Source organism: Paenibacillus sp. HJGM_3 (assembly GCF_045062745.1).
GTDB lineage: Bacteria > Bacillota > Bacilli > Paenibacillales > NBRC-103111 > Paenibacillus_AA.
This window is the reverse complement of sequence record NZ_JBJGED010000029.1, coordinates 40,392-54,039: the sequence shown is the minus strand read 5'-3', so window position 1 is coordinate 54,039 and position 13,648 is coordinate 40,392. Positions and strand designations below refer to the sequence as shown.

The following is a 13,648-nucleotide window of genomic DNA, read 5'->3' as shown; positions in this document are numbered from 1 at the left end:
GAAACCAATGGAGACGACATGGATTCACGGCGTCATCCCGCCGATCGTGACCCCGGTGGATACGGAGGAGCTTGTGGATGAGGAGCGATTGCGGGGCGTCGTAGAGCATGTGCTGGCAGGCGGGGTGCACGGCATTTTGTCGCTTGGCAGCAACGGGGAGTTTTATGGACTTGACGAGGATGAGCAGGAGCGGGCCGTCCGCATCACCCTGGATCAGACGGCGGGACGTGTGCCGGTGTACATGGGCATTGGGGCGATCACGACGAAGGCGTGCATCCGGCTAGCCCGGCTTGGGGAGACGCTTGGGGTGCAAGCGCTCACGATTTTACCTCCGATGTTTCTCACATCGACGGAGGAGGAGCTGTACACGCATTTTCGCCGTATTGCCGAAGCTACATCGCTGCCCGTACTGCTGTACAACAATCCGGATCGGGTAGGCAACAACATCACCGCGAACCTGATCGAGCGGCTGGCGCACCTCCCGAATGTTGTCGGGGTAAAGGACAGCAGCGGGGACATGACGCTGACGGCGGAATATATCCGCCGAACCCGGCATACCGGGTTTCGCGTGATGGCCGGCCGCGACACGATGATTTACGGCTCCTTGGCATACGGGGCGGTCGGCTGCGTCGCGTCCACCGCCAACATCGTGCCGGCGCTCGTCGTAGAGATCTACGAGAAATTCCGGAACGGAGACATGCAGGGTGCGCTGGAAGCGCAGTTCAAGCTCGCACCGCTCCGGCTCGCCTTCAACCTGGCGAGCTTCCCGGTCGTCACCAAGGAAGCGATGAATTTGCTCGGCGTGCCGGTCGGCGCTTCGATTCTGCCTAATACACCGGCTACAGAAGGGAATCGGGAGAAGCTGAAGGCCATTTTGCAGCAAATGGGAGCATTGTGATAGAGAACTTATAACAGAGGAGGATCCAATATGAAAATTGGCTTCATCGGATTAGGCATCATGGGAAAGCCGATGAGCCGCCACCTGCTTCGCGCCGGGTACGAGCTGATCGTGCTGGAGCGGAACCGGGCGGCGGGCGAGCTCGTCGCCGAAGGCGTAACGGCAGCCCCCACTCCAAAGGCGGTCGCGGAGCGGTCGGACATCGTCATCACGATGCTGCCGAATTCGCCGCAGGTCAGGGAAGTCGTGCTCGGTCCCGACGGTATTATCGAAGGGGCACCGAGAGGGTCTGTCGTCATCGACATGAGCTCCATTGCGCCGCTCGTCAGTCAGGAGATCGCGCGGGAGCTGGAGAAGGCCGGCGTCGACATGCTCGATGCCCCCGTGAGCGGCGGGCAACCCAAAGCGATCGAAGGCACGCTCTCGGTCATGGTCGGCGGCAAAGAAGAGGTGTTCGACCGGTGTTATGACGTGATGAAGACGATGGCGGCCTCCGTCGTGCGGACCGGGGAGATCGGCGCGGGCAACGTCACGAAGCTGGCGAATCAGATCATGGTGGCGATCCATCTCGCGGCGATGTCGGAAGCGCTCGTGCTGGCGAGCAAGGCCGGCGTTCAGCCGGAGCTCGTCTTCCAGGCGATCCGAGGCGGTCTCGCGGGCAGTACGGTGCTTGAGGCTAAGGCGCCGCTCGTGCTAGACCGCAAGTTCGATCCGGGCTTCCGGCTGAATCTCCATATGAAGGATTTGCACAATGTGCTCGAAACGTCTCACGAGGTAGGCGTTCCGCTGCCGCTAACGGCTCAGGTGATGGAGATGATGCAGGCTCTGAAGGCGGACGGCATGGGCGAACGGGATCACGGGAGTCTGGTGCAGTTTTATGAAAAGCTGGCTAAGGTCGAAGTGAAACGGTAGAATAGATGAATCAATTGGAAGAGTAAGGGGAACTTCAATCGTGGATGGTACACATACGAATTTGGAAGTGGAATCGGTCAAGCGCCAGACGCTCGCGAAGCAGGTCGTGGAGCGCATCGTACAGCTGCTGATGAGCGGGCAACTGAAGCCGGGGGACCGGCTGCCTCCCGAGATGGAATTGATGCGGATGCTGGAGGTGAGCCGGCCCGTGCTGCGCGAGGCGCTGAGCTCGCTGGAGACGCTGGAGGTCGTCACGAGAAGACCGCGCGGCGGCACGTATTTCAACGATACGATCGGCAGCAAGCCGTTCTCGCTCATGCTCGCCCTCGCTGTTGACAACATGCCGGCGATCATCGAAGCCCGGATGGCGCTCGAGCTCGGGCTCGTCACGATGGCGGCGGAGCGCATCACGGACGAGCAGCTCGCCCGGCTCCGGGTGACGATCGATCAGATCGCCGAGTCGGTGGACAACAACTACGGCGAGATCGACAAGACGTTCCATCGCCTGATCGCGGAGAGCGCAGGCAACCCGATCGTGGGGGGCATGAGCGAGTCGCTGCTCGTCACGCATGACCGCATGAACAGAAAGATCAAGTACCGGGAGCGCGATGTAACGGTGAAATTCCACACCGACATTTACGAGGCGCTCGCCGCGCGGGATCCGTATGCGGCGTTCGGCCACATGTACAGGCATCTCGACTATGTGAGGCAAAAGCTGCTGAAGGATTACTCCGGCGGGAAGCCTTAGTCCGCCTTAGCCCAGCAAGCGGAGGATCAGTACGCCCGCGATCGTCGTGAAGATTCCGATCAACTCGAGCACGGACCACACTTCCTTCAGCACGAACCGGGCGTATAGCAAAATGAGCAGCACAGAGGTCGCCACGATCGCGGATACCAGCCCGGTCACGCCCAACTCGAAAGCCGGCAGGATCAGCATCATGCCCGAGATGTTGCTCAAGCCTACCGCCATCCCAACGAAGAGCGTCCGTCCCGTTGACCACCGGGCAGGGCGCTCTTGCTCTTCTCGGGCGCGCAAGTCGCTTGCCTCCAATGTCGCGGCGATTTCGTTCCGGCTGCCGGAGAGCTTCGCGCCCTTGACAGTGCTAAGCACGTTCCGGTACCACGACAGGAAGAACAGGACGGAGCCCGTGGCATACATGACGAACAGCGTCGGCAGCTTATCCGCGTTCCACAGCATCGCCTGTTTGGACGACACGTCCGTGAGGCCGAACGTAAGCATGGCCAGCAGCGCCCAGTGCACGCCCTTCAAGTTCCGCAGCGAAATGTCGTTCGAGTACCGGATCATGACGATCCCGGCCAGGATGACGATCAGGGCGGCCGTCTGCGGGAAAGTCAGCGTCTCGTTCCACAGGCCGTAGGAAATCCCGACCACCACGAGCGGTGTGAGCGCCGTGCAGATGGCGACCAGCGACGCTTTACCTACTGCGAAGCCGCGGAACATAGCCGCGTTGGAGATATACGAGAAGAGCCCCATCGACAGCCCCATCCAGACGCCCGGGCTCCACTCCTGATGCAGCAGCAGCGCGAATACACCGGCGATGAGCGCGCCGCATAGATACACGCCGAGCAGCATCGTGTTCCGATCGATCGGCTTTTGCGATGTCCAGTGATACAAAATGCCCCGCATGCCGAAGCACACCGCGGCCAGCGCCGCATATACAAGCCACATCATGTCCGGATCCTCTCTCTTGAAGGCTTAGAACCACTCGTATCATACTACAATTCGCCGGGGAGGTGTAGTACAATGAGAGCAATCCATGAATTGGCTACAGGCCGATCATATTCGTTAAAACCGTATCAGGAGGAGTGCCGGGTGCAGGAGGACAACAAACCGCTGAAACGGGAAATTACATATCAAGTCGGATGGAAGCGGGGCCGGATGGAGCTCGGCGAGCACCGGAAGGGCTTGGCCCCCCGTCCCGATTACGACGGGCCGGGCTCCACGTTCTGGGATCGGTTCATGACCCGGACGATCATGAGGCCGATTCCCGATTGGCCGGACCGTATAGGATACGCCGCACTTTGGGCGCTTCCGCCCGTCGCCTTCTTTTTGACTTGGCTGCTCGTCTTTTACTTGGGCTGATCGGTTTCCTGGGGCGTATGGACAGGAATGGGATTGGCCGACCGAGCATAAGTTCACATTGTACAAGGAAAAGGAGGGACATAGATGTATACGGGTTTGGCGATATTCGGAAGTTTGATCGGCTTGTTCGTTACGGGCGCCGCCTTGTTCACGGCCTGGTCGTTCTATATGGAGCGCAAGGCGAAGCAAGCGCCGCCGGAATCGGATTCGAGCGATGATGCGGCAGCAGCGGCGAAGACCGGGTCCTTGACCCCTTTGCTGAAGGGCTGGATGGTGTGGGACTATGCGGTCATCCTGCTGTTCGGCGTAGGCGCCGTGTTCCTGTTCACCGACCTGCTGGCCGTTGCCCGCGATCGGGAGCAGTTCCCCCCATATCACTACGGGTACTTGCTGTGCGGCTTTATCTTTTGCCTACTGGGAATGCTGTTCTCCTTCATCCGCATCGCGACGCTCATTCGGCTACATCGGGGGAGCCGTACCGCGCGGATGGATCATGCGGACGAACCAGAGCATGCTTATCACGCCGAACAGCGGGTATAACGTCGACAGCAGCGTGCTGAACCCGATCTGGCCAACCACGTAGCTCGCGAGCAAGATGGACAGGACGATGCCGTTGTAGGAGAAGCTTGTACGCTGTCGGAGCTGAAGCGTCAGGCCGTACACGTTCGCGATCAGGGTGGTGAAGATTTCCCCGAAGATCACCGCGATGAACGCGAGCTGAACGCCGTGGCCGAGCCGGCCGATCAGATGGGACATCGGAATTTCGAACTGGGCGATACCCGGCATTTGCGAGGAGAGGGCGAAATGCCCGCCCAGCAGCATCAGGCTGATGCCGATGCCGCCCAACCACCCGCCCTTCTTCAGGAGGTGCGGGTTTTTCGTCGCGGCACCGAGCGGGACGAGTACGGCCTGCGCGGTCGCCAGGTTGAACGCCACGTAGAGCAGAGGGGCCGTCCATATTCGGACCGGGTTGTAATCGCTCGACCACGTCAGCCAGTTACCCGCATTGGGAGAACCGATGGCGGCGGTCACCATCAGGATGCTGAACAGGAACATCATCGGGACGACCAGGCTGTTCACGGCCATGAGTGCTTTCAGTCCGCCCGTTATGACCCCATATGCCAGCAGCAGCGTGAAGAGAAGTCCGTATTGATACGGCAGATTGAAATGCTCCCGGAACACGGAGCCGGCTCCGGCCAGCATGACGGCATTGATGCCGAACAGAACGACCAGAGAGAAGAGGCTGAACGCATTGCCGAGCCGCGGGCCGAACAAATACCGGTTCAAGTCCTCGTAGGAGCTCGCCTTGATCTGATTTGCGAGCAGCATGACCTTCGTGCCGAGCCAGATGAACAGCAGTCCGGCGAGGGTGATCGTAATCGTGGCCATCCAGCCGTACCGGCTGAAGAACTGCAAAATTTCTTGCCCGGTCGCGAATCCCGCGCCTACGATCGTTCCAATATATGTAAAGGCGATTTGCAAGACGGTTCCCCATGCTTTCATCGCGGCATGCACGTCCTTCACTCTTGATTTGGTAGCTTGGCTACTGTACAAGTTATGAAGGAAAGGGGGAAAAAAGATCATATTTCCGGCGACCGGTTTGCACAACCTCGGCCGATCTTTTATAATACGGGCAAGATGATCCCGCAAAAGGGAGCGTGCTGCCGTGCTTTCCTACATCTTCGAATTGATCTGGACGTTTCGATATATGGCTTTGTTTGGCTTTCTAGCTCTTGGCATGATCGGCTTGCCGATCCCGGAAGAGACGCTGATGACGTTTATCGGGTCTCTAACCGCCTTTGACCACTTAACCTTGGCCGGATCCATTGCGGTGTGCTTCGCCGGCACGATGACCGGCATGGTGATCAGCTACTGGATCGGCCGCCGGGTGGGCAAGCCGTTCCTGGATCGGTACGGCAAGTGGTTCCTCTTGACGCCGGCCCGGCTCGCCCGTGCGGAGAAGTGGTTCCAGAAGTATGGCGTCTGGACCGTTTCTTTCGGATATTTCGTCCCGGGGGTTCGTCAATTGACATGTTACTTGGCCGGCATGAGCAGGATGCGGTTTTGGTTATACCTCGTCTATGCGGGGAGCGGCGCGCTCGTGTGGTGCTTCAGCTTCATCACGCTCGGACGAATCATCGGCCACAACTGGGAGGCCGTCCTGAACATGATTCACGTTTACTTGGGACGTGGGGTCGCGATCGGCATCGGGGTGATGCTGCTGCTTGTTCTGGTATTTTTGCGTTTGCGCAAGAAGGGCGGTCCTATGCGAAAAAACGGCGTATAAGAAAGCTTCTGATCGAAGCCGTGTTATTAGAAATCTAAAAATCCCTTGCATACCTTCGATGGGAAGGCAGCAAGGGATTTAGTTTGTTTGACGGTTATGGGAACTCGAATTAAGCTTTCTGGTCGGCATACAGCTTGATGGACAGCACATTCTGCGAGACGGGATCGACGTCCAGCTTCAGGATCGTCCCGGCGCTCTTGTAGGAGAGCGCGTACTTCGTGCTCGCGTCCGGCTTGCCGAGGGCGTCCACCGCTTCTTTCGCAGACTGGCCGAGCTTGAAGCCGTTCAGCCCCGGATTGACCTCGCCGCTCGTAATCTCCACGAACTGCACGAGCTTCGCCTTGCTGAAGCCGACGATGAATCCGCGGTACTCGTACGCCACGATCGGATCCGTCTCATCTTCCATCGTGTACTCGTTCTCCGGCTTGCCCAGCCTGAGCGTGACGGAGGCCGTCGTGTCCGCAAGCGTAATGCCCATCAGCGACGGCTTCTTCACCGTGTACCCTTCTACAGGCGGAGGAGTCGCCTTATCCTCCGGCGTCGTCGAGTCCGAGGAGGCCGTAACGTTCTTCCCGGCCGCCTGACTGTTGTCCGCTTGGCTGCCTCCGCCGCTGGAAGCGGTCTGAATGTCGCCGTGCGCCTCGTCCGTCCCGCCGGTCCCTCCCGGCTTCGCCGGACCTTGATCGGATGGCTGCGCGATCGCGGGGGGCGTGGCCGTTACGCCGAGCTTCACCCCCGGCTCCTGCGTAGGGACCGGACTGGCCTCTCCCGGCTTCGACGTGCCGCTGCAGCCGCTGGCGACAGCCGACAGGGTGACGAGCGCGATTGCGAGTACCCCATGCACAACAGGTTTGTTTCTCATAGCGTTTCTCCTTCTCCGGTTCAAGCTTCTCTTTGTCTATTGGATAGATGTTGTGCAAACAATCCCATCATACCGTTCCCGGGCCTATCCAGACAAAGCCCAATTGCCCCCAAATCCGCTTGTTTCGGCGTCCCAACCGCCATCTCTTGCCTGAAGGTTCTTCCAATCGCTGCCAATACCATTGTTTTCTTGCTTCTACTTACTAAGACGAATCGACCTGGGAAATAGTTGCATCCTTTCGGGATTTTTTTACGTTTCCAGGTATGGCTCCCCTTGAATGTTCTTCGGCGAATGTGGTACCTTAACGGAAAGGAAACGCCTTAGGAGGAATCTCATGGAAGAACTGAAGCGACGCATCCAACAAGAAGCCAATATCGTAAGCCAACAAGTGTTGAACTTGGATAAAATATTAAATCATCAGGTAGATCCGCCCTTCATCATGGAAATGGGCAAGCAATTCGCCAAGCGGTACCGGGAAGACTCGATTACCAAGGTGCTAACGATTGAGTCGTCCGGCATCACCGTGGGCTTTGCCACCGCTCTGGAGCTCGGGGTCCCGCTCGTATTTGCCCGCCGGAAGAAGACGTTGACGACCGAAACCGAGGTGTATGCGGAGCGCGTCCCGTCGTTCACCAAAGGCATCGTGACTGATATTCTTGTCTCGAAGAGCGTGCTCGGTCCCGAGGATCGCGTGCTGCTCATCGACGACATCATCGCCAATGGAGACGCCGCCCGCGGCCTGATTCGCGTCATCGAGCGTTCGGGCGCGACGCTGGTCGGGCTCGGCATCGTGATCGAGAAGAGCTTCCAGGCCGGCGCCCGGACGATCCGCGAGAGCGGCATTCGGCTCGAATCGCTTGTGCAGATTCAATCTTTGGAGCAAGGCGAAGTCCGGTTTTTATAAGGGTGGATAGGCCGCCGGTTGCAGTTGGACTACTTTCTGAGATGAATTGGAATCTTTCCTCCGTGTGCATTTTCATTTATAATGAAAGGGAGCTATAGAGAGGAGGCGATCGGAATGGGGAATGTACAGCTATCCGCCGATTACATGATGACCAAGTTATCGGAAGCGAAGGTTCATTTTGAACGGGCTCTCGACTGCAAGCACACCGAGTTTGACGATTTGTATCCTTACATGATCGAGCATCCTCAGTTTTTCTGGTATAAGCGATATGTGGCGTGGTCGGAGCTGCTCACCATCGTGAAGCTGCTCAGCGAGCTTTCTATGGAGTGGAAGTCGATCTTTACCGACCAGCAGGTTGAATATATAGAGCGCCGGGTCATGTCGAGCAAGGTGCTGGACGATTGGTTCGAGAAGAACGATACGAAGGAACATGTTGGATAAGTGGCCGCATAGAGCGGGCAGGGAGAGGCGGCGTAGGCTCCTCTATCCTGTCCGTTTTTATATCCAGCTTGAAAGGAGTGAACAGCCATGATATCGGACGAGCAGCTCAATATGTATCGGGTGAATGGGACGAAAATTCGCGTCGTACGGGATTCGGAGCCGGAAAATGACGTGCGCGGGTTCATCGTGGCTTGGGATGACGATACGGTCATGGTGCGTAGGCCGAACCGTCGGGTCGTGAAGCTGTCGCGCGAGTATAAATATCAGCCGGCCAACCAAGGGCGGGACGAGGCGGAATGACCAGTATTGGGAACCCGGGGCCACGACACGAGGAACGGTTGCAGCTTCTAAGCGCGATCTCAGGCATCCGGCATGGCCTGCTTCATGATGACGGCGAACCGGTGCTCTGCATCGCCTCGGACACGGCGCTCCGGACGCTTAACTCCTCCATCTGGGGAGGCGGGTTTCAGACGAGTTATTTTATTATAAACCGGCAGGTGCCCAAATCATACATGAGCGACGATCCGGCTCGCGAGATGGGGGACTTCTTGTCGCGGACGGGCTATCCGGCGGAGCACTGCGCCGGCATGCTGACCGCCGCCTGGGTCGAACATGCAGGCCACGAAACGATGGCGCTGGATGACCTGACGGTCAGCGCCTGGGTCACCGTAGGCCTCAGCAACGCCGCCAGGGCCGGCGACATTGTGGACGTAGATCGACTGTACCCGGGGACGATCAACAGCATCGTTCTCGTCGACGGTTGGATGACGGACGCGGCTATGGTCAATGCCGTCATCACCGCCACGGAGGCGAAGACCGCCCTGCTGCAAGAGCTGCGCATCCCGGCGGGGCCGGACGGCCGACTCGCGACCGGCACGACGACGGACGCCATCGTCGTCGCGGCCACCCAGCGTGGCGCCTCCCGCTATGCGTATGCCGGCACCGCCACCCGGCTCGGCTATTTGATCGGCCGGACCGTGTACGAAGCAGGCCGCCAAGCCGCCTTGGAGTACCTTGATTATGTGCGGGTCAGGGAGGCCCACAAATAATTTTGAAATAAGTGTTGACTTCGTTAGACGAGCTGTGCTATATTATTTCTTGTCGCCGCAACAAACGACACGCGGTCGTGGCGGAATTGGCAGACGCGCTAGATTCAGGTTCTAGTGGGGTAACAGCCGTGGAGGTTCGAGTCCTCTCGACCGCATCAGAGCAGTATTTAAAAGGGTTTTGGGAAGCCTTAGGTTTTAAATGGGCTTACTGAAACCCTTTTTGCTTACTTAAGTTCCTTTCTTCCGGTACGAAATAACCGATGAGGATCAATCGATGAATATTTCCATTTTGGCCACCAAACTGTATATCCCCGTGCCACGGACGAGAGTTGTCCAAAGGCCGCGCCTGATCGAGCGGCTGAACGAGGGTCTCGACCGCAAGCTGACCCTCATCTCCGCCTCAGCCGGTTTTGGCAAAACAACGCTGGTCAGCGAATGGGTCGCCGGTTGTGATCGACCTGTCGCATGGTTGTCGCTGGACGAAGGAGATATCGACTCTACGCGCTTCCTGACTCACCTTGTCGCTGCTCTGCAGACGATTGAGGACCATTTTGGAGGAGGCGCGGTTAGTGCGCTCAACTCCCCGCAGCCGCCGTCAACCGAATTGATACTAACCATCTTGCTCAATGAAATCTCAGCTCTCCCGTACAAATTTGTCCTCGTTCTGGACGACTACCATGTTATTGATGCCAAATGGATCGACGATGTTTTAAACTTCCTGCTCGAGCATCTCCCTCCACAGATGCACCTGGTCATCGCCACACGTGAAAATCCGCAGCTTCCCTTAAGCCGGTTACGTGCTCAAGGCCTCTTGACCGAGTTGCGAGACACCGACCTGCGCTTTACGCTCGGCGAAGTGGCCGCATTCCTTAATCAGGTTATGGGATTGGGTCTTACGGCAGACGAAATGACTGCCCTGGAGACGCGTACCGAAGGCTGGATTGCGGGACTTCAACTGGCGGCGCTCTCGATGCAGGGGCGCAAAGATATTCCTGCCTTCATTCGGGAATTCGCCGGAGACAATCGGTACATTATGGACTATCTGGTCGAAGAGGTTCTGCAGCGTCAGCCCGACCCGATCCGAAGCTTCTTGCTTCAGACCTCCATTCTCGACCGGCTGCATGGCCCGTTATGCGATGCCGTCACCGGCCGTGAGGATGGCGTCGCGCTGCTTCAGTCCCTGGAGCTAGGCAACTTTTTTGTCGTTCCACTGGATGACAGGCGCAGGTGGTATCGCTATCATCATCTTTTTGCCGAAGTTCTCTCTGCGTATTTAAGGTCGGATCAGCCCGATCAAGTAGCTGCGCTTCATCGGCGCGCAAGCCTATGGTACGAGCAGCATGGCTCGGCGGACGACGCGATCCGCCATGCGCTGGCCGCCGAGGATTTCGCACGCGCGGCGGACCTGGTTGAGCTGGCTATACCAGCCTTGCGCAGGAGCAGACAGGAGGCTGCAATGCTGGGGTGGCTGAAATCGCTCCCCGATGAGCTGGTCCGATGCAGGCCTGTGCTAAGCGTTTGGTATGCCGGGGCGTTATTGGCCGGCGGCAAATTAGACGCCGTTGAGAACCGACTGCGAGACGCCGAACAGTGGCTGGAGACAGCGGCGGACATGCGTGAGCGGGAGCAAGCCCTGCCGGCCGAGATGGTCGTCGTGGACGAAGAGGAGTTTCGCCGTCTCCCGGGTTTGATCGCCGTGTACCGTTCCGGACTAGCCTTGGTATTGGGTGATGTGCCAGCCGCTACGAAATACGCCCGACAGGTGCTCGACCTCGTGCCTGAGGACGACCATCTCCCGCGCGGAGCGGCAACTGCACTACTGGGACTCGCCTTATGGAGGAGCGGGGATCTCGAGGAAGCACGCCGGATGTTTGCAGCCGGCATGATTAACGTGCAGCTGGCGGGGGCGATCTCCGACGCGATCAATGGTGCTATCGCTCTGGCTGAAATACGGATTGCGCAAGGCCGACTCCACGAGGCGATGCGTACGTATGAGCGGGGCTTGCAGCTTGCGGCGGATCATGGCGAACCTGATCTGCGGGGAACGGCGGACATTTACGTAGGTATGAGCGAGCTCTGTCGGGAGCATGACGATCTGCATGCCGCCACGCAGTATTTGTTGAGAAGCAAGGAGCAGGGCGAGCACACCGGCTTCCCGCAATACCCGTATCGCTGGCGCGTCGCCATGGCTCGAGTACGGGAGGCCCAAGGAGATTTGAACGGTGCGTTCGACCTTCTCCATGAGGCAGAGAACCTGTATATGAGCGACTTTTTCCTCGATGTACGTCCTGCATCGGCGTTGAAGACACGGGTGTGGGTCGCGCAGGGAAGGTTGGGTGAAGCCCTCGACTGGGCACGGGAGAAGGGTCTGTCCGCGGCGGACGACCTTTGTTACGAGCGCGAATTCGAGCACATCACCCTGGCCAGGGTGCTCTTGGCCCGGTATAAGAGCGACCGTACAGACCGCTTCATGCTCGAGGTAATGGGACTTCTGAAGCGTCTCCTTCAAGCTGCTGAAGAAGGCGAGCGGACGGGATGCGCGATCGAAATCCTCGTCTTACAGGCACTTGCTTATCATATGCAAGGCGACATCCCTGCTGCGCTTGTGCCCCTGGAACGAGCATTAATACTGGCCGAGCCGGAGGGCTACATCCGCATCTTCGTGGACGAAGGCCGACCCATGGCTGCCCTGTTGGAAGCGGCCGTGAAACAAGGGATCGCCCCGAACTATGTCCGCGGCCTATTGGAATCGCTTGGAAATGTTGAGGTAAGAGCGACTGGAAAGCAGGTTGTGAGCAAGCCGCTGATGGAACCGTTAAGCGAACGTGAACGTGATGTGCTTCGTCTGCTCGGAACCGACTTGAACGGCCCGGAAATTGCCCGCGAACTTAGGGTGTCCCTTAACACCTTGCGGACCCATACCAAGAACATTTACGACAAGCTTGAGGTCAACAACCGACGGACAGCCGTCCGCCGCGCTGTGGAACTCGATTTGTTATAGCAAGCCTTGATAGATCAACCCCGCCCTGGCAGAAGTGCGGGGCGTTTTTATTTTCACCAAGCCCCTTGTCGAAAAAATCATCACGTCAATCACCACTTGTGGTGATGCCGTCTCACCACATGAGCATGTATCTTTTGATTATGTAAGGAACGCATGAAACGACGTGGAGATGCATCCACACGAGGAAAATGAAGGAGGTAAAGAATGAGCGAGACACACGGATCAACGGAAGACCACAACGGACCTGCACTGTACGAAGTACGACTTAAGGGTCACCTTGATGCCCGGTGGACCTACTGGTTTGAGGGGCTAAGCCTTACCCATGAAAGCGACGGAACAACCATCCTTATTGTCCGGGTAGACGATCAGCCCGCATTGCACGGCTTGCTCAGGAAAGTGCGCGATCTCGGCCTCCCATTGGTGTCGGTCATTCAAGTTGATCCCGAATCGGCGAACAGACAGGACATGAAAACAAAGGAGACAAACCCATGAACACGTATCAAGAAACCGCAATTATTAAAGGGAACGAGCACGTGCAAACCAACCGGCGAGCCGCGATAACAGCCTCGAATCTCATCCGTTTCGCGGGGTTAGCGGCTATGCTGGCAGGGATCCTCTTTATCGTCGTGCAGACGATCCATCCTGCCGACATTCTTTCGTCAGTCCACACCGGTCGATGGGCAATCGTCCACTACTTGGGCGTCGCTATGTGCTTTCTAGGCCTACTCGGCATAATGGGGATCTATGCCAGGCAAGTGGAGAAGGCCGGTTGGCTCGGTTTGGCCGGCTATCTCTTGATTAGCCTCTTCTATACGCTCACATTGGCCTTTCAATTCATCGAAGCCTTTGTCTCTCCACCGCTCTCCGCCGAATCGCCAATCTTTGTCGAGGGCATGCTGGGGATCCCAAGCGGCAATGTCGGCGATATAAATGTCGGACACCTCGAGACGATCTATTCGGTGACAGGGGCCATGTATTTACTCGGCGGGCTGCTGTTCGGCATCGCTACGTTCCGCGCAGGCATTTTGTCGCGCTGGGCTGCCGCCCTGCTTGCCATAGGGACCCTTCTGCCACTCCCACTGTCTTCCCTGATTCATCACCCGTACGATCGGATACTGGCGGTGCCGGTAGGGTTAGGTCTGGCTTGGTTGGGATACTCGGTCTGGTCCGAACGGCGTGATAAAGCCTGA

At 57.9% G+C, this 13,648-nt stretch carries 16 protein-coding genes and 1 tRNA gene; 14 read left to right on the top strand and 3 right to left on the bottom strand.

Annotation, left to right across the window (positions count from 1 at the left end; all coding sequences use genetic code 11):
- Nucleotides 1–7: 7 nt before the first annotated feature.
- The 3 genes from ACI5FR_RS26370 to ACI5FR_RS26360 are packed head-to-tail and all read left to right on the top strand — an operon-like array spanning nt 8 to nt 2,558.
- Nucleotides 8–898 (top strand): dihydrodipicolinate synthase family protein, encoded by an 891-nt coding sequence (locus tag ACI5FR_RS26370; RefSeq protein WP_405460018.1) that lies wholly within the window; start codon nt 8–10, stop codon nt 896–898.
- A 30-nt stretch (nt 899–928) separates the two neighbouring features.
- On the top strand, nt 929–1,810 hold the full coding sequence (gene garR / locus ACI5FR_RS26365) for a 2-hydroxy-3-oxopropionate reductase (protein WP_405460015.1): 882 nt from the start codon (nt 929–931) through the stop codon (nt 1,808–1,810).
- A 40-nt stretch (nt 1,811–1,850) separates the two neighbouring features.
- Entirely contained in the window at nt 1,851–2,558 is a 708-nt protein-coding gene (locus tag ACI5FR_RS26360) for a FadR/GntR family transcriptional regulator (RefSeq protein ID WP_405460013.1), read from the top strand.
- 6 nt (nt 2,559–2,564) lie between these two features.
- On the opposite strand, the gene ACI5FR_RS26355 is transcribed toward ACI5FR_RS26360, so the two are convergent.
- Nucleotides 2,565–3,503, bottom strand: a complete 939-nt coding sequence (locus ACI5FR_RS26355) for an EamA family transporter (protein WP_405460011.1) — start codon at nt 3,501–3,503, stop codon at nt 2,565–2,567.
- A gap of 72 nt (nt 3,504–3,575) precedes the next feature.
- On the opposite strand from ACI5FR_RS26355, the gene ACI5FR_RS26350 reads away from it, so the two are divergent.
- Entirely contained in the window at nt 3,576–3,914 is a 339-nt protein-coding gene (locus ACI5FR_RS26350; RefSeq protein WP_405460008.1) for a hypothetical protein, read from the top strand.
- 84 nt (nt 3,915–3,998) lie between these two features.
- Nucleotides 3,999–4,454, top strand: coding sequence for a hypothetical protein (locus tag ACI5FR_RS26345; RefSeq protein WP_405460006.1), 456 nt, complete (start codon nt 3,999–4,001; stop codon nt 4,452–4,454).
- On the opposite strand, the gene ACI5FR_RS26340 is transcribed toward ACI5FR_RS26345, so the two are convergent.
- Complete coding sequence (locus ACI5FR_RS26340; RefSeq protein ID WP_405460004.1) at nt 4,374–5,417, bottom strand: YkvI family membrane protein; 1,044 nt, start codon at nt 5,415–5,417, stop codon at nt 4,374–4,376. The two genes, ACI5FR_RS26345 and ACI5FR_RS26340, sit on opposite strands and share 81 nt — an antisense overlap.
- A gap of 163 nt (nt 5,418–5,580) precedes the next feature.
- On the opposite strand from ACI5FR_RS26340, the gene ACI5FR_RS26335 reads away from it, so the two are divergent.
- Nucleotides 5,581–6,201, top strand: a complete 621-nt coding sequence (locus ACI5FR_RS26335; protein ID WP_405460002.1) for a DedA family protein — start codon at nt 5,581–5,583, stop codon at nt 6,199–6,201.
- A 109-nt stretch (nt 6,202–6,310) separates the two neighbouring features.
- On the opposite strand, the gene ACI5FR_RS26330 is transcribed toward ACI5FR_RS26335, so the two are convergent.
- Nucleotides 6,311–7,063, bottom strand: coding sequence for a hypothetical protein (locus ACI5FR_RS26330; protein WP_405460000.1), 753 nt, complete (start codon nt 7,061–7,063; stop codon nt 6,311–6,313).
- 334 nt (nt 7,064–7,397) lie between these two features.
- On the opposite strand from ACI5FR_RS26330, the gene ACI5FR_RS26325 reads away from it, so the two are divergent.
- The 8 genes from ACI5FR_RS26325 to ACI5FR_RS26290 all read left to right on the top strand — a co-directional run bounded on the left by ACI5FR_RS26325 (nt 7,398) and on the right by ACI5FR_RS26290 (nt 13,648).
- Entirely contained in the window at nt 7,398–7,967 is a 570-nt protein-coding gene (locus ACI5FR_RS26325; RefSeq protein WP_405459998.1) for a xanthine phosphoribosyltransferase, read from the top strand.
- Between the two features lie 114 nt (nt 7,968–8,081).
- Nucleotides 8,082–8,408: a hypothetical protein gene (locus ACI5FR_RS26320; protein ID WP_405459996.1), complete on the top strand. Its 327-nt coding sequence runs from the start codon at nt 8,082–8,084 to the stop codon at nt 8,406–8,408.
- 87 nt (nt 8,409–8,495) lie between these two features.
- Entirely contained in the window at nt 8,496–8,708 is a 213-nt protein-coding gene (locus ACI5FR_RS26315) for a hypothetical protein (RefSeq protein ID WP_405459994.1), read from the top strand.
- Nucleotides 8,705–9,457, top strand: coding sequence for an adenosylcobinamide amidohydrolase (locus ACI5FR_RS26310; protein ID WP_405459991.1), 753 nt, complete (start codon nt 8,705–8,707; stop codon nt 9,455–9,457). The genes ACI5FR_RS26315 and ACI5FR_RS26310 overlap by 4 nt, the downstream gene beginning before the upstream one ends.
- A 71-nt stretch (nt 9,458–9,528) precedes the next feature.
- Nucleotides 9,529–9,612, top strand: a tRNA-Leu gene (locus tag ACI5FR_RS26305).
- 656 nt (nt 9,613–10,268) lie between these two features.
- Nucleotides 10,269–12,458 (top strand): winged helix-turn-helix domain-containing protein, encoded by a 2,190-nt coding sequence (locus tag ACI5FR_RS26300; protein ID WP_405459990.1) that lies wholly within the window; start codon nt 10,269–10,271, stop codon nt 12,456–12,458.
- Nucleotides 12,459–12,662: 204 nt separating this feature from the next.
- On the top strand, nt 12,663–12,950 hold the full coding sequence (locus tag ACI5FR_RS26295) for a hypothetical protein (RefSeq protein WP_405459988.1): 288 nt from the start codon (nt 12,663–12,665) through the stop codon (nt 12,948–12,950).
- The gene (locus ACI5FR_RS26290; RefSeq protein ID WP_405459986.1) at nt 12,947–13,648 is read left to right on the top strand and encodes a hypothetical protein; all 702 of its coding nucleotides are present in this window, start codon (nt 12,947–12,949) and stop codon (nt 13,646–13,648) included. Before ACI5FR_RS26295 ends, ACI5FR_RS26290 begins: the two co-directional genes overlap by 4 nt.

Coding starts and splice junctions, on each gene's coding strand:
- ACI5FR_RS26370 (WP_405460018.1), top strand. CDS start 8: ATGGAGACGACATGGATTCACGGCGTCATCCCGCCGATCGTGACCCCG.
- garR (WP_405460015.1), top strand. CDS start 929: ATGAAAATTGGCTTCATCGGATTAGGCATCATGGGAAAGCCGATGAGC.
- ACI5FR_RS26355 (WP_405460011.1), bottom strand. CDS start 3,503: ATGATGTGGCTTGTATATGCGGCGCTGGCCGCGGTGTGCTTCGGCATG.
- ACI5FR_RS26350 (WP_405460008.1), top strand. CDS start 3,576: ATGAGAGCAATCCATGAATTGGCTACAGGCCGATCATATTCGTTAAAA.
- ACI5FR_RS26345 (WP_405460006.1), top strand. CDS start 3,999: ATGTATACGGGTTTGGCGATATTCGGAAGTTTGATCGGCTTGTTCGTT.
- ACI5FR_RS26340 (WP_405460004.1), bottom strand. CDS start 5,417: ATGAAAGCATGGGGAACCGTCTTGCAAATCGCCTTTACATATATTGGA.
- ACI5FR_RS26330 (WP_405460000.1), bottom strand. CDS start 7,063: ATGAGAAACAAACCTGTTGTGCATGGGGTACTCGCAATCGCGCTCGTC.
- ACI5FR_RS26325 (WP_405459998.1), top strand. CDS start 7,398: ATGGAAGAACTGAAGCGACGCATCCAACAAGAAGCCAATATCGTAAGC.
- ACI5FR_RS26320 (WP_405459996.1), top strand. CDS start 8,082: ATGGGGAATGTACAGCTATCCGCCGATTACATGATGACCAAGTTATCG.
- ACI5FR_RS26315 (WP_405459994.1), top strand. CDS start 8,496: ATGATATCGGACGAGCAGCTCAATATGTATCGGGTGAATGGGACGAAA.
- ACI5FR_RS26310 (WP_405459991.1), top strand. CDS start 8,705: ATGACCAGTATTGGGAACCCGGGGCCACGACACGAGGAACGGTTGCAG.
- ACI5FR_RS26295 (WP_405459988.1), top strand. CDS start 12,663: ATGAGCGAGACACACGGATCAACGGAAGACCACAACGGACCTGCACTG.
- ACI5FR_RS26290 (WP_405459986.1), top strand. CDS start 12,947: ATGAACACGTATCAAGAAACCGCAATTATTAAAGGGAACGAGCACGTG.